The organism is Archangium violaceum Cb vi76, assembly GCF_000733295.1.
GTDB classification, from domain to species: domain Bacteria; phylum Myxococcota; class Myxococcia; order Myxococcales; family Myxococcaceae; genus Archangium; species Archangium violaceum.
The window spans coordinates 26781-49740 of record NZ_JPMI01000112.1; the positions used below are offsets into that span (position 1 = coordinate 26781).

Genomic DNA, 22960 nt, shown 5'->3' on the forward strand with positions numbered 1-22960 from the left:
CGGGCAGGCTCGGGACCGCCTTTCTGGCTACCCCTCACCACCCCCGTGTTTCCCTTGTTGACGCAGGAAAATCCGGGGGTTAGGTAACCACGTTACCCAGATGGGCCCCCTCGTGCGGGCCCCCCTCGAAACCTCACAGATTTCATGGCCGACGACACCACCGACAAGCCGGCAACACCCCCCGCGCCTCCGCCTCCGGGCAGCGTGGGAGAACTCATCCCCGTCAACATCGAAGACGAGATGCGCCGCTCGTATCTCGACTACTCGATGTCCGTCATCATCGGGCGCGCCCTGCCCGACGTGCGTGACGGCCTCAAGCCCGTGCATCGCCGCGTCCTCTACGCGATGAACGACCTGGGCAACTACCACAACCGCGCCTACAAGAAGTCCGCGCGCGTGGTGGGTGACGTCATCGGTAAGTACCACCCCCACGGCGACACCGCCGTCTATGACGCCATGGTGCGTCTGGCCCAGGAGTGGAGCCTCCGCTACCTGCTGGTGGACGGCCAGGGCAACTTCGGCTCGGTGGACGGCGATTCCCCGGCCGCCATGCGTTACACCGAAGTGCGCATGGACCGCCTGGCCGAGGAGATGCTCTCGGACATCGACAAGGAGACGGTCGACTTCGGTCCCAACTACGACGACTCCACCGTCGAGCCGCTCGTCCTCCCCAGCAAGTTCCCCAACCTCCTGGTCAACGGCAGCACGGGCATCGCGGTGGGTATGACCACCAACATCCCGCCGCACAACATGACCGAGGTGCTCGACGGGACGCTGCACCTCATCGATCACCCCGAGACCACCGTCCGGGAGTTGATGCAGTTCATCCCCGGTCCGGACTTCCCCACCGCCGGCTTCATCTCCGGCCGCGAGGGCATCATCCGCGCCTATGAGACAGGCCGCGGGCAGATCACCCTGCGCGCCCGCACGGAGATCGAGACCTCCAAGAAGGGAGACCGTGAGGCGATCATCGTCACGGAGATTCCCTACCAGGTGAACAAGGCGCGGCTCATCGAGAAGATCGCCGACCTGGTGCGCGAGAAGAAGCTGGAGGGCATCAGCGACATCCGCGACGAGAGCGACCGGCAGGGCATGCGCATCGTCATCGAGCTCAAGCGCGATGCCATGTCCGCGGTGGTGCTCAACAACCTGTTCGCCAACACCCCGCTGGAGACGACCTTCGGCGCGGTGATGCTGGCCATCGACGGCGGCCAGCCGCGCACGCTCACGCTCAAGGAGCTGCTCGAGCGCTTCATCTCGCACCGCCGTGACGTGGTGACGCGCCGCAGCCGCTTCGAGCTGCGCAAGGCGCGCGCCCGCCGCCACATCGTCGAGGGTTTGCTCGTCGCGCAGGACCTCATCGACCTGGTGGTCAGCCTCATCCGCGCCTCGAAGGATCCGGACGAGGCCCGTTGGGGCCTGATGAACATCCTCTCGCCCGCCCTCTACGAGCACGAGCGCTTCAAGAACCTGCAGCGCATCGACTACGAGAAGGCGAAGGCGCAGATGGAGCTGCTCGTCTCGCGCGCGCGCGCCGAGGTGCCGAGCTACTCGGGCCTGGAGCACAAGTACGAGGGCTTGGGCTTCAGCGAGGAGCAGGCGAAGAACATCCTCGAGATGCGTCTGCAGCGCCTCACCGGCCTGCAGCGCGAGGAGCTGTTCCGCGAGCTCGTGGACCTCATCCGGGAGATCCTCCGCCTGGAGGACATCCTCGCCAACGAGTCGAGCCTGCTCAACGTCATCAAGACGGAGCTGAAGGAGATCCGCGAGCGCTACGGGGACAAGCGGCGCACGGAGATCACCGGCGCGGTGGATGAGATCACGAGCGAGGACCTCATCGCCGAGGAGACGATGGTGGTCACGCTGTCGCACACGGGCTACGTGAAGCGCTCGCCGCTCTCCGAGTACCGGGCGCAGAAGCGCGGTGGGCGCGGCAAGACGGGGGCGACGACGAAGGAAGACGATTTCGTCACGGACCTGTTCGTGGCGAGCACGCACGCCTTCCTGATGCCCATCACCAACAAGGGCCGGCTGTACTCGCTGAAGGTGCACGAGATTCCGTCGGCGGGCCGCACGTCGCGCGGCAAGGCGATCGTGAACCTGGTGCAGTTCGGCGAGGGCGAGCGGCTGGCGCAGGTGCTGGTGACGCGGGAGTTCGTGGAGAACCAGTTCGTGTTCTTCGTGACGAAGCGCGGCGTGGTGAAGCGCACGGACCTGTCGGCGTTCGCCAACGTGCGCGCGAGCGGCATCATCGCGCTGGGCATCGACGAGGGTGACGAGCTCGTCGCGGTGAAGATCACCGATGGGACGAAGGACATCCTGCTGTCGACGGCGACGGGCATGAGCATCCGCTTCCCGGAGGAAGAGGTGCGCTCGATGGGCCGTCAGGCGTACGGTGTGAAGGGAATCACGCTGGAGGAGGGTGACGAGGTGGTGGGCGCCGACGTGGTGGAGAAGGACACCACCATCCTGACGGTGACGGAGAACGGCTACGGCAAGCGGACGGAGGAGAGCGAGTACCGTCAGCAGGGCCGAGGCGGCAAGGGCATCATCGACATCAAGGCCACCGAGCGGAATGGCAAGGTGGTGGGCCTGGTCCAGGTGACGGACAAGGACGAGGTGATGTTGGTGACGAACGGCGGAATGCTCATCCGGATGAAGGCGAAGGAGATCTCCGTCATCGGCCGCAACACGCAGGGCGTGAGGCTGATCGCGCTGGAGAGCGCGGACGAGAAGGTGACGGGCATCTCGAAGCTGCCGGAGTCGGAGGACGAGACGGAGAACGGGGGCGAGACGACGGCGCCGGTGGAAGCGGTGGCGTCGGAGGAGCCGTCGGAAGCCGAAGCGGCCACGGAGAGCAGCGGAGAGCCGTCGGACACCGGAGCCTCGGACTCGGAGCCGGAGCAGAGCTGAGGTCGCGCTGAAGTAGCGCCAGGCCAGGACAACAACCCCTCTCCCCTCGGGAGAGGAGCCCCCCGTCGTTCAAAGGGGGGCAAGCCCCCCGGGGTGAGGGTGCCACGGGCCTGGAGTTGAGCCCGTGTAAAGCCCCCTCTCCCCCTGGGAGAGGGCTGGGGTGAGGGAATTCCCTCCACCGGCCCTCTTCGTGTTTCCAGGGAGCACGGAAGCCCTCCAGGGCAGTTCCACCGTGGACCCCCACACAGAACCCGCACGGCGAACTCATCCCGGTTGTCCCGTGCCGGACGGTCAACCCCGCCTTGCCCGCGTCATTAAGTTCTGGAGGCAGGCATGCCTTCGCTCGAGTGGAGACGGGCGGCTTGCGGAGGGGGTTCAATGCGTTCGTTCTTACTCCTGGCCCTGGCTGGAGCCACGGCCCTGACGGCCTGTCGTGCGTCCGTGGAGCAGCCACCTGTTCCCACCGTGCCCCAGGTGTCGCGGCATCCGGAGCGCCGGGGCATCAGCCTGTTGACGGTGAGTGGGCCCCAGTCGCTGGCGGGGACGGAGGAGGACATCGTCGTGGAGCCGCGGCGCTCGCTGGCGGTGACGGACGAGGTCATCCTGGCGCGCTTCAGCTTCGAGGAGGTGATGAACCGGCTCGCGGAGCTGAGCGGCGTTCCGGGGCTGACGGGGCTGCGGCTGTACCAGGAGTGGTGGGACTCGCAGCGCAAGGTGCCCGGGCTGGGGCTGGGTGGTCCGCATTGCGGTGACGAGTTGTTGCCGGACGGCAAGCCGGGCTTCAACGGGTTCCCCTACTCCTGTCCGCGCGACGAGTGGCGGCAGGCGCTGGAGAATCCCTTCCTCGAGCCGGCGACGAACGCGGCGGCGTACGTGCCCATCGGGCTCTTCAATCGCTTCGACCTGGCGGCGGCGGACGGGAGCGACTGCGGGGAGTACCGCATCGTCTTCGCGCGCCGCTCGGGCATGAGCGAGCTGAATCAGCGCAACCTGATCGCCTTCGAGGGGGTGCTGCCCAACCCGAAACCGAAGAAGGGGCTGGAGGGGTGCCGCAAGGTGGCGCGCTTCTGGGCGGAGCTCTCGCGGGAGCCCGACCCGGCGGCGCGCGCCGAGGCGCTGCACCGCTTCTACTTCGAGGGCGTGGGGAAGTTCCCGCCGGTCATCCACCCCGACCGCTTCGGCAACGCCACGGAGCGGGCGACGGGCCAGGTGCGCACCAACCAGTTCATCCAGCAGAGCATCACGCAGGGCACGTGGACACTGCGCGAGTTCCGCCTGCGCACGCGGTGCACGGGGAACACGTGCATGATGCGCTTCGAGCCGGACACGGTGAAGACGAACCCGGCCGGCATCCTCTTCAGCGCGAAGCAGGAGCACCCGCTGAAGGAGGCGTTCTCGGAGGCGCTCGTGTCCCAGGTGGAGTCGCTGGCGGTCAACGACCTGTTGCGCTTCAGCCTGGACGTGGAGGAGCGCTTCAACAGCGGGCAGAGCCACTCGAACGGGACGGAGAACCTCTACTCCCACCAGATGGGCAAGGGGGATGGCCCGCTGCGCAGGAAGCTCCAGCGGCGGCTCACCGAGCTGGGCAGCCCGCTCACCGTGGACAACATCGTGGCGCGGGCGCAGGTGCTCTCGTGCGCGGGCTGCCACCAACTGAGCACCAAGGCGGACCTCGGAGGCGGGCTCACCTGGCCCGACAAGAAGACCCCCTTCACCTTCGTGCACGTGAGCGAGCGCACGACGGAGGAGGGGCCGGATGGCCCGCGTTTCGGACTCTCGAAGGTGCTGGAGCAGAACTTCCTCCCTCCGCGGCAGCAGTTGCTGGAGGCCTTCCTCGCGCGGCGCCCGCCCTTCGACCAGCCCCCGGAGGAGGACGAGTGCCAGGAGCCGGAGGTGCGCGGGGCGCGGGCGGACGAGCCCGGGAAGGGCAAGCCGGACAAGGAGCGGTGCGAGGACGACTGAGGACAGTCCCGAGCGAGGCCGCTTGCCCCACGAGCGGCCGGGCACCTACGGTGGAGGGGTCGCAATGGAGCGTGGCCTCCATTCGTAGGAGAGGACATGAACGTCGCAGGCCTTCGTGCAATGGGGACCCGGTTCTTCCGTTACGTGCGAGATCCGCGCGTGCCGCTGTGGCGGAGGCTGGCCGGGCTGTTCGCCGTCATCTACTTCGTGTCTCCCGTGGACGCGCTGCCGGACTTCCTGCCCCTCCTGGGCTGGCTGGACGACGTGGGCGTGCTGTCGGCGGCGGCCTTCTTCATGGTGCGCGAGGTGCAGCGCTACGCGCCGGAGGGCGAGCTGTCGGGCTGGCCCCAGCCGGTGGCGGAGGGCCAGACGGGCACGCCTCCGCTGCGCGAGCGCTGAGGGGCGCCGCACGAGGGGCTCGGCCCAGCAGCTCCAGCTCGTGGCATCTCGAGCAACACCCATACCCGGGTCCGTGGAGGGCTTGTGCTCCTCCATGGCAATGCGTTAGCGGCGGAGCTTTCCACCGGAGTTCCACTCCGATGAAGGGAGAGCCATGCACCGACGTTCGTCTTACGCCCTGCTCGGAGCCGTGCTGCTGTGGGGATGTGGTGGCAAGCCGCCGCCCGACACGGGCACGCCACCGTCTCCGGTGGACCTGACTCCGCCGGCCGTGTCGTTCGCCTCGCCGTACGAGGCCCGGCGTCTGGGCGCGTACCAGGGCGTGCGGCTGGAGGGGACGGTGGGTGATGACACCGGAGTGGTGCGGCTCACCTGGAGGCTCAACGACGGTGAGTCCCAGGTGCTCGAGTCCACGGAGGCGGAGGGAGGACGGGCCTTCGCATTGGAAGTGATGCCCCGGCCCGGCGCCAACACCGTGGTGGTGCGCGCGGAGGACGCCGTGGGCCACGTGGCCGAGTCGTCCGTCTCCTTCCACTTCGGCAACCTCGTGTCGGCGGGGGGCCTGCACGGCGGCGCGGTGCACGGCGGACGGCTGTACACGTGGGGGCAGAACACGCAGGGCCAGCTCGGGCTGGGGGACGCCGAGAAGCGCACCACACCCGTGGTGGTGGACCTGGCGCGTGTGGCTTCCATCGCCTTCAACAGCAACAGCTCGCTGGCGGTGCGCGAGGACGGCACGGTGTGGACGTGGGGCGCCAACGCCAGCGGGCAGCTCGGCCTGGGGACGCCTCCGGTGGAGGGACAGACGCGCACGCCGGACACCGTGGCCCGCAACCGGCCCACGCAGGTGCCCGGACTGACGGACGCGGTGTCCGGGGCGCTCGGCTTCAGCCATTCACTCGTGCTGAAGGCGGATGGCTCGGTGGTGGCCTTCGGGAAGAACAACAACGGCCAGCTCGGTGACGGCACCACCACGGACCGCGACTACCCCGTGCCGGTGCTCGGGCTGACGGACGTGGTGAAGCTGGCGGGCGGCTCGCAGCAGTCGGTGGCCCTCACGCGGGACGGTTCGGTCTGGGTGTGGGGCAACAACAACTTCGGCAACCTGGGGCAGGGCACGGAGGACTCGGAGGCGCATGCCGAGCCCGCACGGGTGCCGGGCCTCTCCAGTGTGGTGGACATCGCCAGCGGGCGTGACCACGTGCTGGCGCTCCACGCGGACGGCACGGTGTCCGCCTGGGGCCTCAACGTCAGTGGCCAGGTGGGCAACGGCGAGAGTGGCACGGGCACCGAGGTGCATGCGCCGGTGAAGGTGGTGGGCCTGTCGGACGTGGTGGCCGTGGCCGCCAACTCCAACTTCAGCCTCGCGCTCAAGGCGGATGGCACGCTGTGGGGCTTCGGCCAGAACTTCAACGGGCAGCTCGGCAACGGCTCGAGTGGCACGGCGCAGCAGGCCCATCCGCTCGCGGACACGGCGGTGGTGGGACTGTCGGAGCTGCGGGACGTCGCCGCGGGCTCCACGTACGGATTCGGGCTGCGCCGGGATGGTCAGCTCTTCGGGTGGGGGTGGAACAGCAACGGCTCGCTCGGCAACGACGAGCTGCAGAACAACTGGAGCTTCCCCGAGCCCGTGAAGGTGAAGCTCCCATGAGGGGGCGTCACGGCTGGACGTGGGCGGCGGCGCTGGCCCTCGTGGCGGCGTGCCGCGAGGAGCCTCCATCTCCTCCGGACGAGGCGCCCCCGGTGCGCTGGGACGTGGTGGAGCCCGGAGAGGAACTGTCGGGCGGTGAGGCGGGCACCGTCACCCACGCGGGTGCACAGGCCTTCGCCCAGGCGCTGCCGGCGTTGACGCTGGAGCGTCGCTCGGGGTTCGTCTCGGGACGCGGCGTCTTCGAGATTGATTGGGTGCCCGCTCCGGCCTCCAGCAGCCGGGCGGACCGGGATGGACTGGGGCCCCTCTTCCACGCGGTGGCGTGCATCTCGTGCCACCCGGCCAATGGGCGGGCCGCGCCGCCGGACGAGCCCGGCTCCACGGGCGAGGCGCTGCTGGTGCGCCTGAGCATTCCGGGTACGGCGCCCCATGGCGGCCCGCTCCCCGAGCCCACCTATGGTGACCAGCTCCAACCGAAGGGCATCGCCGGAGTGCCAGCCGAGGCGCGGGTGGTGGTGCGCCACACGCCTCGTGAGGGCTCCTTCGCGGACGGAGAGGCCTTCACCCTCCAGGCCCCGGAGTACGTGCTGGAGGCACCGGCCCATGGTCCGCTTCACCCGGAGACGATGCTCTCGCCGCGGCTCGCTCAACCGCTGCATGGGCTCGGCCTGCTGGCGGCGGTGCCCGAGGAGACGGTGCTGGAGTGGGCGGATCCGGACGACGCGAACGGTGATGGCATCTCCGGCAGGCCCAACCGCGTGTGGAGCGTGCGCGAGGGCCGGCAGGCGCTGGGACGCTTCGGCTGGAAGGCCAACCAGCCGGACCTGGAGCAGCAGAACGCGGGCGCCTTCCTCGGGGACATGGGGCTCACCACGGCCCTCTTCCCCGCGCAGCCCTGCACGGCGGCGGAGCAGGCCTGTGGGGACGCTCCCACGGGAGGCGCTCCGGAGGTGGAGTCCCACCGGCTGGCGGCGCTCACCTTCTATTCACACGTGGCGGCCGTGCCCGCGCGGCGGAGCGTGGACGCGCCCCGGGTGCTGCGGGGCAAGGCGCTCTTCCACCGCGTGGGGTGCGCGGGCTGTCACCGGCCCACACTCGACACGGGGACGTTGGAGGGCTACCCGGAGCTGTCCGGACAGACGATCCGGCCCTACTCGGACCTGCTGTTGCACGACCTGGGCGAGGCGCTCGCGGACGGGCGGCCGGACTTCGAGGCCACGGGGCGCGAGTGGAGGACGGCACCGCTGTGGGGGATCGGACTGACGGCCACCGTCAACGGGCACACGCGCTTCCTGCACGATGGACGGGCGCGCTCGTTGATGGAGGCCATCCTCTGGCACGGAGGCGAGGCCGAGGCCTCAAGGGAAGCCGTCCGTCAGCTCTCGAAGGAGGAACGCGAGGCCCTCCTCTCCTTCCTCGAGTCGCTGTAACCGCGTCCGCACGGTGCCCATCACCCCTCGCCCCCCGGGAGAGGGACAGGGTGAGGGTGCCTGTCCCCGTTCCACTGGCCCGTGCGTCCACTGGCGGTTATGAGGGGCCGCATGACCACCACCAATCATCAGTTCCGTCTCGCGGCCCGTCCCGTGGGCATGCCCAAGCGTGAAGACTGGTCCTACACCGAAGAGCCCGTGCGCGAGCCGGGCGAGGGAGAGCTGCTGGTCAAGGTGCTCTACCTCTCGCTCGATCCGGCCATGCGCGGGTGGATGAACGAGGGCAAGTCGTACATCCCGCCCGTGGGCATCGGCGAGGTCATGCGCGCTGGCGCCGTGGGCCGGGTCATCGCCAGCAAGCACTCCGGCTTCGCGGTGGGAGACCATGTCTCCGGCTCCTTTGGCGTGCAGGAGTACGCCCTCTCCAACGGCAAGGGCGTCACCAAGGTGGACACGAGCTTCGCCGCGCTGCCCGTCTACCTCGGCACGCTCGGCATGCCTGGCATGACGGCGTACTTCGGGCTGCTCGACATCGGCAAGCCGCAGCCGGGCAACACCGTCGTCGTCTCGGGCGCGGCGGGCGCCGTGGGCACGGTGGTGGGACAGATCGCCAGGCTCAAGGGCTGCCGTGTGGTGGGCATCGCCGGGGGTGCCGACAAGTGCCGGTACATCGTCGAGGAGCTCGGCTTCGACGCCGCCATCGACTACAAGTCCGAGGACGTCAAGAAGGCGCTGCGCGCGCACTGCCCCAACGGCATCGACGTCTACTTCGACAACGTGGGTGGCGACATCCTCGACGCGGCGCTCACCCAGTTGGCGATGCGCGCGCGCATCATCATCTGTGGCGCCATCTCCCAGTACAACAACACGACTCCGGTGAAGGGCCCGTCCAACTACCTGTCGCTGCTCGTCAACCGCGCGAGCATGACGGGCATGGTGGTGTTCGACTACGCCGCGCGCTACGGCGAGGCCGCGCGCGAGATGGCTGGCTGGATGGCCCAGGGCAAGCTCAAGTCGCGCGAGGACATCGTCGAGGGCCTGGAGACGTTCCCGGACACCCTGCTCAAGCTCTTCAAGGGCGAGAACACGGGCAAGCTCGTGCTCAAGGTGGCCGGGGAGTAGCCGTGTTGCGCATGCTCCCTCTCCCAGGGGGGAGAGGGGAAGTCAGCGCGTCGCGAGCGAGTCGACGTGCTGGCGCAGGGCCACCTCGTTCTCCAGCCGTGCGCTGAGCCCGGCGATGGGCTGGGCGGCCTGGGCGATGCGCCCGCGGGTGCGAGGACCCGCGGCCACGAGCCAGGCCACGCCGAGAGCGAACTCGGCCACGTCGGGAGCGCCGCCGAGCTGCGGGACGAGCGCGAGCAGTGCCTCCACGGCCTTCTTCACCTGCGCGCCGTGCAGGGCATGGCTGCTGGTGATGCCCTGGCGCAGCAGCTCCAGCAGGGCGAGCGCGGTGGCGCGGGCCTGACGCACGGGCTCGGCGCCCGCCCCCGTCCCCGCCCACAAGCCACTGGCGAGCTGCTTCTCGAGCAGGCCCACCCCGCCGTCGGCTCCGTGCGCCGGTTCCATGGGCGCCTCGGCCGCGGGCGCGGCGCGCGACAGCTCCATGAACTCCTCCGCCTCGGCGTCGTCGGTCATGGAGTCCATGAGGGGCTCCATCTGCACGGGCGGCGGGGCCTTGTCCTTGAACAGGCCGCCGAGGAACCCCCCCTTCTTCTTCGCGGACTCGGCCTCCCTTCGGGCCGGGGCGGGCGGCGCCATCGATGCGGCCGGCGCGGGGGCCATGGGGGCGGGCGGAGGCGGTGCCCCCGGGGCAGAAGGCCGGGCGTTCCTGGCGGGGGCTGACTTCGAGAGCACCGCCGGGAACGACCCGGTGCTGCGCTGCCGCTTCGCCCTGCCTCCCGAGGCGCTCATGCTGTCGACGCCGCCCTCGGCCTCCTCCTGCTTCGCCGTGCCGAACATGGCCCAGCCGGCGGGGGCGTTGACGGGGACGACGCGAGTCTCGGGCTGGCCGGAGGCGCGGCGCTCACCGGTGCGCTCCTCCACCACGACGAAGGAGGTGTAGGGGGTGACGATGCCGTGAGCGAGGGCGAGCTGGACGATGCGGTCCTTGAGGGACTGGGCACGCCGGCCCACGAGGGCCGCGTCCTGCCAGGCGCGGATGCGCTCGGCGGCCCAGAGCTTCTCCACCGCGGGCCTGTCGCTCTGGGCGGGGAAGCTCACGGGGATGGAGAGGGAGAAGGTCTCCGCACCGGACTTGCCCTTGAGCACCAGCTTGCCGGAGCCGGGCGTGGTGTAGCGGCCGAAGAGGCTCCAGGGCGTGCCGTCCACGAGCTGGGGAGGCTCGGCGGGAGCCAGCTCCGAGGCCTCCACGCCCTCGAAGCGCACCTCCACGCCGGTGACGCGGGGAGCCAGAGCACGGGAGAACTGGGCCACCACCTTGTCGTCGATGCGCTCGCCGGGGTGGATGAACTCCACGGCGCCGCCCGTCTGCTTCGCCATGTCCTTGAGCAGCACATCGCTGACGTTGGTGCCGATGCCGAAGGAGTAGATGCGCGCGGACTTACGGGCACCCATGACGGCGTTGAGGATTTCGGACTCGTTGCCCACCTGGCCGTCGGTGAGCAGCACCACCACGCCGTCTGGCACGGCCTGCACGGCGGCCTGCATGGGCTGGAGCAACTCGGTACCGCCGCTGGCGCGCAGGGCGGCCACCCAGCGGTCGGCCTGCTCCAGGGTCTTCTGGGTGAAGGTGACCGGCTCCGGCGAGAAGAGGCGGAAGGAGTTCTCGAAGGCGATGATGTTGAAGCGGTCCCCCTCGCGCAGGTGGCGCAGGCACAGCCTGAGCGCGCCCTGGGCCTGGGGGAGGCTCTCGCCGTCCATGGAGCCGGAGGTGTCCACCACGAACACCACTTCCTGGCGCTTGGGGCCCGAGGCCATGCCCAGCAGGTCCGGCACCACGGTGAGGGCGAAGGTGCCCGGCTCCTCGCCCTGACGGTGGGTGACGAGGGTGGTGAGGGGCATGCTGGTATCCGGGCTGCGGATGCTCAGCACCAGGTCACGGTCCAGGGAGACGTGGGGCTGGGAGAGCTTGACGCGAGTGGCGCCCTCGGAGCGGGAGAGGTCGAGCTTGTGGGAAGGACTCTCCACCACCACCTCGCGGCCGAGGGAGACGAGGAGGTCCAGGGTGAGGCCGTAGCGCGCGTCGCCCACGGGAGGAGTGATGCGGTCGGCGTCGGGCACGCGGTCGGTGGGGTTGGCCCAACCGTGGGCGGAGCGGTCACCGGAGGGAGCGCCGGGGATGTAGCGGGGAGCGACGAGGGTGGGCAGGGCCCAGCGCACGCAGCCCTCCTCCACCTGGATGGCCTGGAGGAACTCCACCTCGACGAGCGTCTCCTCGTTGGGCAGGAGGTTGCCGACCTGGGCGGTGAAGACGTTGGGGCGCTCCTGGTCGAGGAGGGCGGCGCCGTGGCCGGCGGTCACCGCGTCGTCATAGGTGCGGAAGGCCTCCTCGCGCTCCTTGAGGACGCCCTGGACGCGGCGGCCGGCGCACTCCATGGAGAAGGCGGTGAGGGTGGCGTCGGAGGGGAGGGGGAAGACGTAGACGGCCTCGACGGGCTTGGACTCGGTGTTGCGGTAGCGCTGGCGCACGCGCACGCGGGCGTGACCTCCGAGCAGCTCGCCGCTGACGTCCACGCCCTGAAGGGGAACCTGCGCACCGCTCTGCGTGTACAGCCCTGCCTTCTGGATCTCCATGGCTCTACCTTTCCTGGGACTCCTGGATGAGGGCGCGCACACGCTCCGCGAGCGCCCGGGTTTTCGCGTCCGCCGTATCGGCGAGCTGCAGCTCCAGCCCCGGTGCCAGCTCCCACCGCCGCCAGCTTGTCACCGTGCTGGAGGGGCTGGGAGAGGCCTCGGCCTTCACCGGCCCGGGGAGGGGCGGCGAGGCGGGGGCGGAAGGTGGGGCGGTGGGCTCGGACTCGGCGAGCGCCTTCAGCTCGTCGGGGCCCAGCCGTGCCAGCTCCACCTGGATGGCATCGAGCGGGAGGAACCGCGCCTGTAGGACCCGGATGGCCTTGAGGCGCACCAGGTGGTCCTCCCCGTAGACGGTGTCCGGCCCCTTGAAGGGCGGGGCGGGCAGGAGCCCGCGCTGGACGTAGTAGCGCACGGTGCGTGGGGATACGCCCGCCGCCTCCGCCAGCTCCGTCAGCTTCCACTCCTTGCGTGTGTTCGTCGTGCTCACGCCACTGACAGTAAGACCCGACACCGCAGGTGTCAAGATGTCAGTGGTGAATTGTCACTGTCATGAAGCCAGTGTCGGGATGGAGGAGGGCAGGCGACCTGGCTTCGTGGACATCTCCTCCCTCCGGGTCATCGGGGCGGCGGTGACGCCAGCGGTGAGGGGGTCGGCGTGCGGCATCCTGGCGACGGGGCTGGACAACCAGAGCGCGCGGATGACGTCGCGCACGCGGGACATGCTGAAGGAGTAGCGCGAGATGTTCGGGGTCGTCGTGGCGCCCGGGTCTGGTGGCGAGCGGAGCAGGTGAGCACCGTGGTTCCTCGCTCGTCGCCGTGTCCCACTTCACGGTGAGCCCGCATCCGGTGTGGGCCGTGGCGCTTGCGGTACGCCGCCATCCGGGTGCTGCGCCAGGGTGCGCACGGCGCGGATGCGCTGGCTTGCGACATGCTCGCCCGCTGAATGGAGGAAAATGTCGGCCTCGATACACTCCGGCCCCATCCCGGTGATGCCCTCGAGGAACACGGGGAAGTGCACCGTGCTGCCGTACCAGGAGCCAGGATGAATCAGGATTTCCTCATAACGGTCCGAGGGGGCAAGGGGACGGGCAATCCTGTAGATGAAGCGTTTTTCGCGAGCGCAATCCCAGACATGCCCGATATCCACAGTGGTGATCATCTTGAGCCGTTTGTCCAGGCGCAAACTGCCCGCGACAGGGCTCATCAGGACTCGTCCCGAGAGGGTCCACCCGTCGTAATGAATGTCCTGCATTTCCAATCGGACGCGCGGAGGGACCTGTGTGCTGTCGGCTGTGGTTGCTGCGTGGCCTGGGGCCCCAGTGCCCGCGGCTGGGGCAACTCCCCCCTTGCTCGAAGCGGATGGCTCGGGGGGGGGCGGCTGGCACCGCATGTGAGGGCGCAGCCAGAGACTCGGCCGGTGGAGGTGATTGCACGGGCGCGTCGGCGGGTGGTGGGTCCGCGGGCGGCGGAGCAGGGGCCGGTGCGGGCAGGCCCCCCGCAGGGGTGGGCGGAGATGGGACTGGTGCCTTGTCCGGCAGCAGGACTTCGGCCACCACCTCGCCTTGGGCGGTTACCGCGTACTCGTAATACCCGTCGAGTACACGCACGCGCGGGCCGCCGCACCGATTGAAGCGCTGGTTGATCGACACGTAGTACAAGCCCGACGACAAGTCCTTGAAGACGACGACATCCAAGCCCTGCTCGGGGCTGGAGCAGCCCCAGAACAGGTCTGGATGGGGGTTGGTTCTCACCATCTCGCGGATGGCGGCCGCGGCGGCGAGCGCGGCTCCTGCCTCGGTGAGCGGGACGATGAGCTGGGTCGAGGCTTCGCCCGGCCACTCGAGCTGCCTCCTACCGGAAGCGGCGGTCAGGAAACATCCTGAAAGCACCGCGGTGAGTACTGCGAGCGCATACACCTTGTTCATCGCATTCTCCCAAGGCCACGTCCGGCAATCGCACACGAAGCGGGGATCACATCCCGAAGGCGCCAGCGTGGGTCTGAGACTCTTCTTGTGGGTTGCTGGCACATGACTGGCGCCTACTCGCGCAACAACTGCAGAGGTTCAGGGCTGCACTGGGGTGGGCGAGCGCGATTGCGGCTATCGAGTTGCCGTGGAGCGCAACTGCCGAGGGTGACCCAGCCGGCCCTCGCATTGCTCCACTGTTGGACCTCGCCCGTGGGAAAGTAGCGCAAGTAGACGCGCGTGCCGTCCTGGCGCTCCGCCACGATGGCAGAGGCCAGCTCGATACCCGTGTTCTTGTAAGCTGCGGGAGCCGGGTTGCCCGGTTGCCCGTTGCCCGGAATCAGGCGGACTTCCGCCATGGCCACGTAGGCGTCGAACGCATCCGTAGGCCAGGCCGCGAGGTCGAGCGAGGAGGGAGGCGCGCCACAGACGTGGTTGTGGATGTATCCCACGACCCACACCCGAGAGGCGGGATGGTCGTCGTCCTCCACCGCGAAGGACGGGCGGCAGGAGTTGTGGGTTCCCTGGCTGGGCTCGGTCACCCGCCATGAGAGAGAGTCGCGGTCTCCGGCGACATAGATCGTCGAGCAGTACTCCGTGGACAGGCCCATGATGGGCCGCTGCGTCACCGGGTCACACACCTTGGCGCCAGGGCGCTCGAGGAGTGCGTCAGCCACATCCCGGAGCAAGCTGATGGGGATGGAGGTATCCCCCGTGGGCATTTCGACGGCGGGCACCTCCGGCCACGGACCCTTGGCGACGCGCCGCGCGGCGGTGGAGGGCGCGGATGGAGTGGCGCATCCTGCCGCCAGCAGGAGTAATGCAAGTGCATGCCTCATGGACACGTCCGCTTCATGGTTCTCCGGCGTAGGCGGGACATGGCTCGGCCGTTCTCCACTCTACCATCGGGCAGGGCGGTTGCCGTGCGCTCCCTCCGTGGCGGGCAGTGGAACTGGGGCCTGCCCCCAGTCGGGAATTCCAGCCCGCCTGCCCGTCCTCTCGGGGAGAGAATCGGCCCCCGCTGCCTGGACGCCCTCCCGGTGGGGCGAGGCGGGGCTTCCCGGGGCGTGCTGCGTCCGGCGCGTGCACTGCACATGGTGATCAGCGGAGCGCCCGTCAGGGTGCTCGCGACCGTTACTCCCGAGCGAGGAGAGACACCATGGACGAGACGCATCGCAGGACGTTCCGCACCCTACCCGGGGTGCGCTGGGGCGCGGTGGCCACGGGCACGTTGCTGGGCGCGGCGGTGTGGCTGGTGCTGCTGCGCTTCGGGGATGTGCCACGGGCGCTGCCGCTGGAAGCGGAGGCCGGGCTCGGGCGGCAACTGTGGTGGGTGATGGCGCCGCTGCTCGCCGCGGGCGTGGCGGCGTGGGTGGGAGCCTCCGCATCGGGTGAGCGCGGCAATCTCGGCGCGTACCTGCACGGGCTGCTCTCCTGGGCGGGCGCGCTCCTGCTCGCGGCGATGGTGGGACCGGGCAGCGCCGGCGTCCTGCCTCAGCCGGGGTGGAGCGGGCTCGCGTCGGTGGTGGGCGCGGTGGTGGGCGCGGCGCTCGGCCGGGCCCTGCTGGCCGGACGTCTGTCGGCGCCGCGAGGGTTGCACGGGACCGTCCGCCGGCCCCTGGTGTCTTCCACGGGGGCCCACCCGGTGGACGAGCCGGGCCGGGTCTCCCAGGCGCGGTCGCGGTGGCGCGAGGTGCTCACGGCACGGCGGGGCGCTCCGGAGGGCCGCCGGCCCGGGGCCCACGAGGACACGGGACGTCCGGACCAGGACCTGCACTGAGGTCACGAAGTGGAACACCCGTGAGGACGCGGCACGACACGACAGGCAACCGAGGAGCGGACGGTCATGGCTGGAGACGGGGCGGAGGAGCTACGGACGGGGCTCGTGGTACGAGGAGTGGATGGCAGGCGCCTGGGCACGCTGGTGGGGCTCGAGGCGGGGGCGCTGGTGGTGGAGCGTGGCTTCTTCTGGCCGCGGCGCTTCACCATCTCCCGCAGTGACGTGGGCACGGTGACGGATGGGGAGGTGCGGTTGCTCGAGGGCGCCGCGTTGCGCGAGACGCACACCGGGACTCCCCTGCGCGAGCCCGGCCCGTCACGGGAGTCCATCGCGCGCGAGGCCTCTGGAGCCAGCGTGCGCGAGGAGGGAGACGAAGCGCGGGTGCCGCTGGCGCGCGAGGACGCGTACCCGCTGCTGCACATGCGCGACGTGGGAGCGGTGCGCGTGCGCAAGGTGGTGCGCACGGAGCTGAAGCAGCTCACCGTCGAGGTGCGGCGCGAGGACCTCGTGGTGGAGCGCCTGCCCGTGCAGCCGGGGGCCACCGCCGCGCCGGAGGTCCCCACCGCGGGGGCGTTCGAGGCGTTCGAGCAGGTCATCCCGCTGTGGCGCGAGGACGTGGAGGTGGTGAAGCGCGCCGTGGTCTACGAGGAGGTGCACCTCGAGAAAGCGGTGGAGCGGCGCACCTGGACGGAGGAGGTGCCCCTGCGCCACGAGGTGGCGCGTGTGGAGGAGGAGGGCGACACGCAAGTGGTCGTGGACGACGCGCGGCCGGACACGCGCTCGCACTGATTCACCTCACTCGGATGACTTCGGCTGGATGCCGAGCGCCCGCATCAGGTCCAACGGGATGGGGATGATGGTCTGGTTGCCGCCGCCCGTTATCTCCACCAGGGTCTGCAGGTAGCGGAGCTGGAGGGTGATGGGGTTGCGGTCGAGCACCTCGGCGGCGAGGGAGAGCTTCTCGGCGGCCTGGTGCTCGCCCTCGGCGGCGATGATCTTCGCGCGGCGTTCGCGCTCGGCCTCGGCCTGGCGGGCGATGGCGCGCTGCATCTCCGCGGGGAGGTCGATGTGCTTCACCTCCACGTTGGAGACCTTGATGCCCCACGGGTCGGTGTGGGCATCGAGCACCTTCTGGATGTCGCGGTTGACGCGGTCGCGCTCGGAGAGGAGCTGGTCCAATTCCACCTGGCCGAGGATGGCGCGCAGGGTGGTCTGGGCGAGCTGGCTGGTGGCGTAGAGGTAGTCCTCCACCTGGAGCACGGCCTTGTCGGCGTGGATGACGCGGAAGTAGACGACGGCGTTCACCTTCACGCTGACGTTGTCCTTGGTGATGACGTCCTGCGGGGGCACGTCGCGAGCCACGGTGCGCATGTCGATGATGACGATGCGCTCGACGAAGGGGATGATCCACCGGAAGCCGGCGCGCTTGATGCCCACGAAGCGGCCGAGCCGGAAGACGACGCCGCTCTCGTACTCGTTGACGATGCGCACGCCGGAGAGGAAGGCGAGCACGAGGATACCCAGGGGGATGAGCAGCCCGAGGGCGCCGAAGAAATCGGTCATGATGTCACCTCATCGACGAAGAGGGTGAGCCCCTCCACGCGGCGCACGATGACCCGGGCACCCGCGGGAAGGGGAGTGGAGGAGACGGCGGCCCAGCGTTCGCCATGGACGAACACCTGGCCGCCGGAAGGAGAAACGGCGTCGAGCACGCGGCCCACCTCGCCGACGAGGCCCACGTCTCCGGCGAGCTGGGGTTTGCGGCGGGTTTCCGCGGCGCGGAAGGCGAGGTAGATGGCGGCCCCGGCGACGAAGACGGCGGTGGGGAGCATCGTGCGCAGGGGAACGTGCAGGGGGGTGTCGAGGAACCACTCCGGGTCGAAGCGGTCCACGAGGAACACGCCGCCGAGCACGAGCAGCCCGAAGCCCGCGGCGCCGAGCAGGCCGCTGGTGACGAAGAGCTCGGCGACGAGCAGGGCGATGCCGAACAGCATGAGGACGATGGCGCCGGTGCGGACGGGGAGGGCGGAGGAGGCGAGCAGGGCGAGCACGAGGCACACCACGCCGATGAGACCTGGAGCGAAGAGGCCGGGGTGGGTGAGCTCCACGGCGATGCCGAGGCCGGCGAGGAGGAAGAGGATGTAGACGACGGCCGGCTGGGCGAGGGCGTGGAGGAAGCGCTGGGAGAAGGAGGGCCGCAGCTCGACGAGCTGTGCGTTGGCGGTGCGCAGGGTGACGGGCGAGTCGCCGACGGTGACGGAGCGGCCGTGGGCCCACTCGAGGAAGGACTCCTGGGTGGGGGCGATGTGCTCGATGACATTCAGGGCGAGGGCCTTTTCGGCGGGGACGCTCTCGCTCTGACGGACGGCGCGGATGGCCCACTCGACGTTGCGGCCGCGCTGTTTGGCGATGGACTCGACGAAGGCGACGGCGTCGTTCTCGATTTTGCGGGCCATCTCCTTGCCACCGGCGTCCTCGGGGTCCTGTCCGGTGAGGCCGACGACGGGGTGGGCGGCGCCGATGTTGGTCCCTGGCGCCATGGCGGCGAGGTGGGAGGCGAGGGTGATGAAGACGCCAGCGCTGCCAGCGCGGGCGCCGGAGGGGCCGACCCAGACGAGGACGGGGATGCGGGCACCGAGGAAGGCGCGGACGATGTCGCGGGTGGACTCGAGCTCGCCGCCGGGAGTGTCGAGGCGGACGAGGAGGGCCTGATGACCGGCCTCGTGGGCGCGGCGGACACAATCGACGAGGAAGGCGCGGGAGCCGGCATCGACGGTGCCATCGAGGACGCAGCGGGAGACGACGGGAGGAGCGGGAGGAGCCGCATGACTGGCCGTCTGGCCGCTCAGCAGCAGACCCAGCAGGAGCACTGTCCAAACCAAATGCCGAGATCCGCCCATCGCGCCACCTGCCTCCCCCGTACTCCAGTCCGTGAATCAGCCTGGACCACGTATCCACTGTGCGTAGCGGTGTCGCCCCTCCCTGGAAGGCACCATCCATCTGAGTACGTCTCTCAGCGGTCCAGATGTCGCCTGAGCCACAGACGAGCCGATGGGGTGTCCCCAATCCCCGTCATCCCACCGTGGCTGCTCCCTCTCCCTCTGGGAGAGGGCTGGGGTGAGGGTCTTCCCGGGACTGTTCTCCGGCGAGCCGCTCGAGCAGAAGCAGCTCATCGAGAAGCAGCCGGGGCATGAGGAAGTGATGGCGGACGCGCTCGCGGCCACTCTCGCCGAGGGCCCGAGAGGCCCGCGGATGAAGCAGCAGATGAATCAGCGCCTCGGCACACTCCTCGATGCTGTCCACGAGAATTCCACCGGTGCCTGGGGGCATCTGCATGGGGATGCCGCCGACGCGTCCGGCGACGATGGGGGTGCCCTTCCAGAGGGCCTCGGAGACGACGAGCCCGAAGCCCTCGCGCAGGGACTTCTGGATGACGACGTCGGAGAGGGATTGGAAGGCATTGACCTCGACATTGCCCACGCCGACGAGGTTGGTGAAGACGTGGATGAGGGGATCTCCCGCGGTGTCGGCGCGGACCTTCCCGTAGATGTCCCAGGCCTCGGGGTCATCGAGGGCCATGGAGCTGACGAGGGCGAGCTGGAGCTGGGGGATGCGCTGGCGGACGAGCCGGTAGGCGGCGACGACGCCGAGGGGGTCCTTCCACTTGTCGAAGCGGCTGACCTGGGTGACGAGGGGCTGGTCGAGCCGGACGCCGATCCACTCGAGGATGTGGCGGGCGAGCGCCTTGGGGAGGGCGAGGTTCTTGGGGCTGAGCGGGTCGATGGCGGGGGGGATGATGGCGACGCGGCGGATGGGGAAGTGGGGGGGGATGAAGTTCTCGAGGGTGAAGACGGCGGCGTCGTAGGCGGCGAGGTAGGGGGTGAGGAATTCCCAGACGGCGGGATTGGGGTGGGAGGTGTCGATGTGGCAGCGCCAGATCCACCGGGAGCCGCGGTGGCGGGCGAGTCCGGCGATGGCGGCGGGTTGGGGGTCGTGGACGATGACGAAGTCATAGCCCTCGGCGAGGTGGGGGGCGTTGAGCTGGGCGTTGCCGAGGTAGAGGGCCTTCTCGGTCTCGGAGAGCTCGCCGGGAGCACCTTGCAGGCCGTTGTGGAGCCGCTTGGTGATTTGAAAGAAGGCGTCGTCGCCGCGGATGATCTTCCACTCGGCTTGGAGTCCGAGGTCCTTGAGGAGGGGGACGCAGGAGCGGAGGATCTCCGAGACGCCGCCGCCGTAGGAGGTGGCGTTGAGGTGGAGGATGCGGGCGCCGCGGAGACGCTGGGAGACGCGCACGAGCTCCTCGAGCTGCTCATCGGGGGCGACTCCCTGGTACGCCGCGAGGGATCTGTCACCGATGTCGATGACGTCGAGCATGGGGCCTCCCGCCACGAGACTCGGGAGAAAGGTGACGACGGAGGCGAGGGGAGGTGGGGGGGCGGAGCCTGAAGGGTGGAGCGGGAGACGATGAGGCGAGCGCCTCCCGGGGCGCGTGCATCCGATGGAGGACGGAGCGGAGCGGGAGCTCGTTGCGGAGGAGGAAGGGGCTCCCTACGGTGGGAGGGGGATGCTTTCAGGAGGACGCATGCGCCGTGCCCTGCTCATCACGATAGGAGTGGTCGTTTCCCTGCTGGCCTGCCGGACGACGCAGCCACCGGGAACGGAGAACGCGATGCCGATCCAGGATCCGGCGCAGAAGGAGGATGCGCAGCTGGTGCCGGCGGAGCCGCCGGGGCCCGCGGGTCCGCTCAACGTGCCGACGGACACGGACGGAGGAACGCCTCCCTGACCCCAGGCCGTCACTTTCTTTCCGGGACCCCACCGTGAACCCTCTCCCTCGCCCTCCGGGAGAGGGGTCGGGGGTGAGGGTATCGGGCGCCCCGGGTTGAGCCCGGGTGCACCCCCTATGCTTCGAGCAAGGCCTTTAGCGCCGCCAGGTCCTGTTCCACCATCGCGGCGTCTCGTGCGAACTGCGCATCCGTCATGCCGGGTTTCCGGAAGAGGGTGAACACCACCTCGCTGTCCGTGCCATGCGCGATGACGCGCAGGGGGACATAGACCTCGATACCTGGAGCCGGGCTGACGGAGTGGTCCAGGATGCCGAACGGATTGGGGGGAGCGAATCGCAGCCGGGCCGGACCCTGGGGCGTCTGGACGAGCCACTGCTCACCGTCGCGGACGACCGAGCCACCGAGCCCTTTCGCCCAGCGCGGCAGGTTCATGGGATTGGACACGGTGTCGTCCTTCGCCATGGCGGTACCTCCTGCGACGAGCCATGCCGGTACGTACAGCACCTGCCTGCCGGGCGGGAAGCCTCGCGAGGCCCACGGTGTCAGTGACAGGCGCGAGCGGCTGGCGCACAGTGGCGCCGTCGATGCTTGGACGATCATCCCAACACGGAGCAGGAACGAGAGCCCGAGGTGCGGCACGGGTGGCCCTGATGGGGACACTGCTGCTGGTGCTGGGGGCGGGGTGCGCCCGGAGGGCGCCCGAGGGAGCGCGAGTGGAGACGACAGTCTACGTGGCACGCCGGATCCGGACGCTGGACGAGCGGAAGCCGGAGGCGCGGGCGCTGGCGGTGCGTCGAGGCCGGCTGGTGGCGGTGGGGACGAAGGCCGAGGTGCTGAAGGCGGCGGGTGAGGGGGCGCGGGTCGTCGACTACGGCGAGGCGGTGATGGTGCCGGGGCTGGTGGATGCACACGCGCACATCGCGGGGCTGGGCAGGAGCCTGACGGTGGCGAGGCTGGAGGGAGCGGGCTCGGTGGACGAGGTGGTGAGGCGTCTGGCGGAGGCGCCCGCGACGAGCTTCCAGGGCGACTGGCTGATGGGAAAGGGCTGGGACCAGAACGGGTGGCCGGGCCAGGGTTTCCCTGGGAGGAGCGAGCTGGACGCACGCTTCCCGCGGACTCCGGTGTACCTGACGCGGGTGGACCACCACGCGGCGTGGGTGAACGGGGAGGCGCTGAGACGAGCGGGAATCTCGCGCGAGACGCCGGACCCGGCGGGAGGGCGGATCCTCCGGGACGCGAAGGGGGAGCCGACGGGGGTGCTGGTGGACAACGCGATGGACCTGGTGACGAAGGTGGTGCCACCGCCGACGGACGAGCAGTTGGAGGCGCGGCTGTCGGCGGCGTTGGAGCGCTGCGCGCAGGTGGGGCTGACGGGGGTGCACGACGCGGGGATGGATTTGCGGACGTTCCGGAAGCTGCAGGCGTGGGACATGGCGGGGCGGCTGCCGGTGCGGGTGTACGCGATGGCGGACGGGCAGGGGGAGGACCGGCACACGTACCTGGAGTTGGGGACGTACGGGGGGCGGATGCTGGAGATGAAGGCGGTGAAGTTCCTGCTGGACGGGGCGCTGGGCTCGCGAGGGGCGGCGCTGCACGAGGCCTACAGTGACGCGCCGGGGGAGACGGGGCTGCTGCTGATGGAGCCGGAGGAGCTGGCGAGGAGGACGTGGGCCTTCATGGAGCGGGGCTTCCAGGTGTGCGTGCACGCGATTGGAGACCGGGCGAACACGCTGGTGGTGGACACGCTGATCCGAGCGTCGGCGGCGACGGGGACGAAGCCGCTGAGGCACCGGGTGGAGCACGCGCAGATATTGAGGCCGGAGGACATCCGGAAGCTGGGGGAGGCGGGGCTGGTGGCGAGCGTGCAGCCGACGCACGCGACGAGCGACATGGGGTGGGCGGAGGCGAGGCTGGGGGCGGAGCGGCTGAAGGGGGCGTACGCGTGGAAGAGCCTGAAGGAGGCGGGGGCGGTGTTGGCGTTGGGGAGTGACTTCCCCATCGAGAACCCGGACGTGCTGTCGGGACTGTACGCGGCGAGGGCGCGTCAGGACGCCGCGGGGAAGCCGGAGGGCGGCTGGCAGCGACAGGAGCGACTGACGGGACAGGAAGCGCTGGAGGGCTTCACGGTGGGGCCGGCGTGGGCGTCGTTCGCGGAGGAGCGGAGGGGGAGGCTGGTGGAGGGGATGGACGCGGACTTCACGGTGCTGTCAGTGGACCCGGTGTTGGACGAAGCAAAGGAATTGGTGAACGCGAAGGTGGTGGCCACGGTGGTGGATGGCCGCGAGGTGCACCGCTGACGCGGAGACTCCCTCTCCCTCTGG

Annotated in this window: 19 protein-coding genes; 11 read left to right on the forward strand and 8 right to left on the reverse strand. The window is 69.8% G+C overall.

The window, feature by feature from the left end; all coding sequences use genetic code 11:
* The first annotated feature begins 144 nt into the window (after positions 1-144).
* The 6 genes from gyrA to Q664_RS17775 all read left to right on the forward strand — a co-directional run bounded on the left by gyrA (position 145) and on the right by Q664_RS17775 (position 9477).
* The gene (gene gyrA / locus Q664_RS17750; RefSeq protein WP_052518284.1) at positions 145-2913 is read left to right on the forward strand and encodes a DNA gyrase subunit A; all 2769 of its coding nucleotides are present in this window, start codon (positions 145-147) and stop codon (positions 2911-2913) included.
* 378 nt (positions 2914-3291) lie between these two features.
* Positions 3292-4875 carry a hypothetical protein gene (locus Q664_RS17755; protein ID WP_043396521.1) on the forward strand — a complete coding sequence of 528 codons (1584 nt, stop codon included), beginning with the start codon at positions 3292-3294 and terminating at the stop codon, positions 4873-4875.
* Between the two features lie 96 nt (positions 4876-4971).
* A complete protein-coding gene (locus tag Q664_RS17760; RefSeq protein WP_043396526.1) occupies positions 4972-5274 on the forward strand; it encodes a YkvA family protein in 303 nt (100 codons plus the stop codon).
* 154 nt (positions 5275-5428) lie between these two features.
* Positions 5429-6925, forward strand: a complete 1497-nt coding sequence (locus tag Q664_RS17765) for an RCC1-like domain-containing protein (protein ID WP_052518285.1) — start codon at positions 5429-5431, stop codon at positions 6923-6925.
* Positions 6922-8355, forward strand: coding sequence for a di-heme oxidoreductase family protein (locus Q664_RS17770; protein WP_052518286.1), 1434 nt, complete (start codon positions 6922-6924; stop codon positions 8353-8355). The genes Q664_RS17765 and Q664_RS17770 overlap by 4 nt, the downstream gene beginning before the upstream one ends.
* A gap of 111 nt (positions 8356-8466) precedes the next feature.
* A complete protein-coding gene (locus Q664_RS17775; RefSeq protein ID WP_043396531.1) occupies positions 8467-9477 on the forward strand; it encodes an NADP-dependent oxidoreductase in 1011 nt (336 codons plus the stop codon).
* A 42-nt stretch (positions 9478-9519) separates the two neighbouring features.
* On the opposite strand, the gene Q664_RS17780 is transcribed toward Q664_RS17775, so the two are convergent.
* Together Q664_RS17780 and Q664_RS17785 are read right to left on the reverse strand one after the other, a co-directional pair.
* Positions 9520-12108 (reverse strand): VIT domain-containing protein, encoded by a 2589-nt coding sequence (locus tag Q664_RS17780; protein WP_043396535.1) that lies wholly within the window; start codon positions 12106-12108, stop codon positions 9520-9522.
* A gap of 4 nt (positions 12109-12112) precedes the next feature.
* Positions 12113-12595 (reverse strand): helix-turn-helix domain-containing protein, encoded by a 483-nt coding sequence (locus Q664_RS17785; RefSeq protein ID WP_043396539.1) that lies wholly within the window; start codon positions 12593-12595, stop codon positions 12113-12115.
* A gap of 106 nt (positions 12596-12701) precedes the next feature.
* Here Q664_RS17785 and Q664_RS59115 point away from each other — a divergent pair, with 106 nt between their 5' ends.
* Positions 12702-12842, forward strand: coding sequence for a hypothetical protein (locus Q664_RS59115; RefSeq protein ID WP_200883721.1), 141 nt, complete (start codon positions 12702-12704; stop codon positions 12840-12842).
* 92 nt (positions 12843-12934) lie between these two features.
* Here Q664_RS59115 and Q664_RS57815 read toward each other — a convergent pair whose 3' ends face one another.
* On the reverse strand, positions 12935-13312 hold the full coding sequence (locus tag Q664_RS57815) for a hypothetical protein (protein WP_152622162.1): 378 nt from the start codon (positions 13310-13312) through the stop codon (positions 12935-12937).
* 834 nt (positions 13313-14146) lie between these two features.
* Entirely contained in the window at positions 14147-14749 is a 603-nt protein-coding gene (locus Q664_RS17795; protein WP_235216742.1) for a hypothetical protein, read from the reverse strand.
* Positions 14750-15231: 482 nt separating this feature from the next.
* On the opposite strand from Q664_RS17795, the gene Q664_RS17800 reads away from it, so the two are divergent.
* Together Q664_RS17800 and Q664_RS52255 are read left to right on the forward strand one after the other, a co-directional pair.
* Positions 15232-15852, forward strand: coding sequence for a hypothetical protein (locus tag Q664_RS17800; protein WP_043396546.1), 621 nt, complete (start codon positions 15232-15234; stop codon positions 15850-15852).
* Positions 15853-15918: 66 nt separating this feature from the next.
* Positions 15919-16641, forward strand: a complete 723-nt coding sequence (locus tag Q664_RS52255) for a YsnF/AvaK domain-containing protein (protein WP_052518287.1) — start codon at positions 15919-15921, stop codon at positions 16639-16641.
* A 6-nt stretch (positions 16642-16647) separates the two neighbouring features.
* Here Q664_RS52255 and Q664_RS17810 read toward each other — a convergent pair whose 3' ends face one another.
* From Q664_RS17810 to Q664_RS17820, 3 genes are all read right to left on the reverse strand, one after another.
* On the reverse strand, positions 16648-17415 hold the full coding sequence (locus tag Q664_RS17810) for a slipin family protein (RefSeq protein WP_043396549.1): 768 nt from the start codon (positions 17413-17415) through the stop codon (positions 16648-16650).
* Positions 17412-18722, reverse strand: a complete 1311-nt coding sequence (locus tag Q664_RS17815) for an NfeD family protein (RefSeq protein WP_326938710.1) — start codon at positions 18720-18722, stop codon at positions 17412-17414. The genes Q664_RS17810 and Q664_RS17815 overlap by 4 nt, the downstream gene beginning before the upstream one ends.
* 202 nt (positions 18723-18924) lie before the next feature.
* Positions 18925-20226, reverse strand: coding sequence for a glycosyltransferase (locus Q664_RS17820; RefSeq protein ID WP_043396555.1), 1302 nt, complete (start codon positions 20224-20226; stop codon positions 18925-18927).
* Between the two features lie 208 nt (positions 20227-20434).
* Here Q664_RS17820 and Q664_RS17825 point away from each other — a divergent pair, with 208 nt between their 5' ends.
* Positions 20435-20638, forward strand: a complete 204-nt coding sequence (locus Q664_RS17825) for a hypothetical protein (RefSeq protein ID WP_043396558.1) — start codon at positions 20435-20437, stop codon at positions 20636-20638.
* Positions 20639-20753: 115 nt separating this feature from the next.
* On the opposite strand, the gene Q664_RS17830 is transcribed toward Q664_RS17825, so the two are convergent.
* A complete protein-coding gene (locus Q664_RS17830; protein WP_052518289.1) occupies positions 20754-21101 on the reverse strand; it encodes a hypothetical protein in 348 nt (115 codons plus the stop codon).
* Positions 21102-21289: 188 nt separating this feature from the next.
* Here Q664_RS17830 and Q664_RS17835 point away from each other — a divergent pair, with 188 nt between their 5' ends.
* Positions 21290-22936, forward strand: coding sequence for an amidohydrolase (locus Q664_RS17835; RefSeq protein WP_235216743.1), 1647 nt, complete (start codon positions 21290-21292; stop codon positions 22934-22936).
* Positions 22937-22960 lie beyond the last annotated feature (24 nt).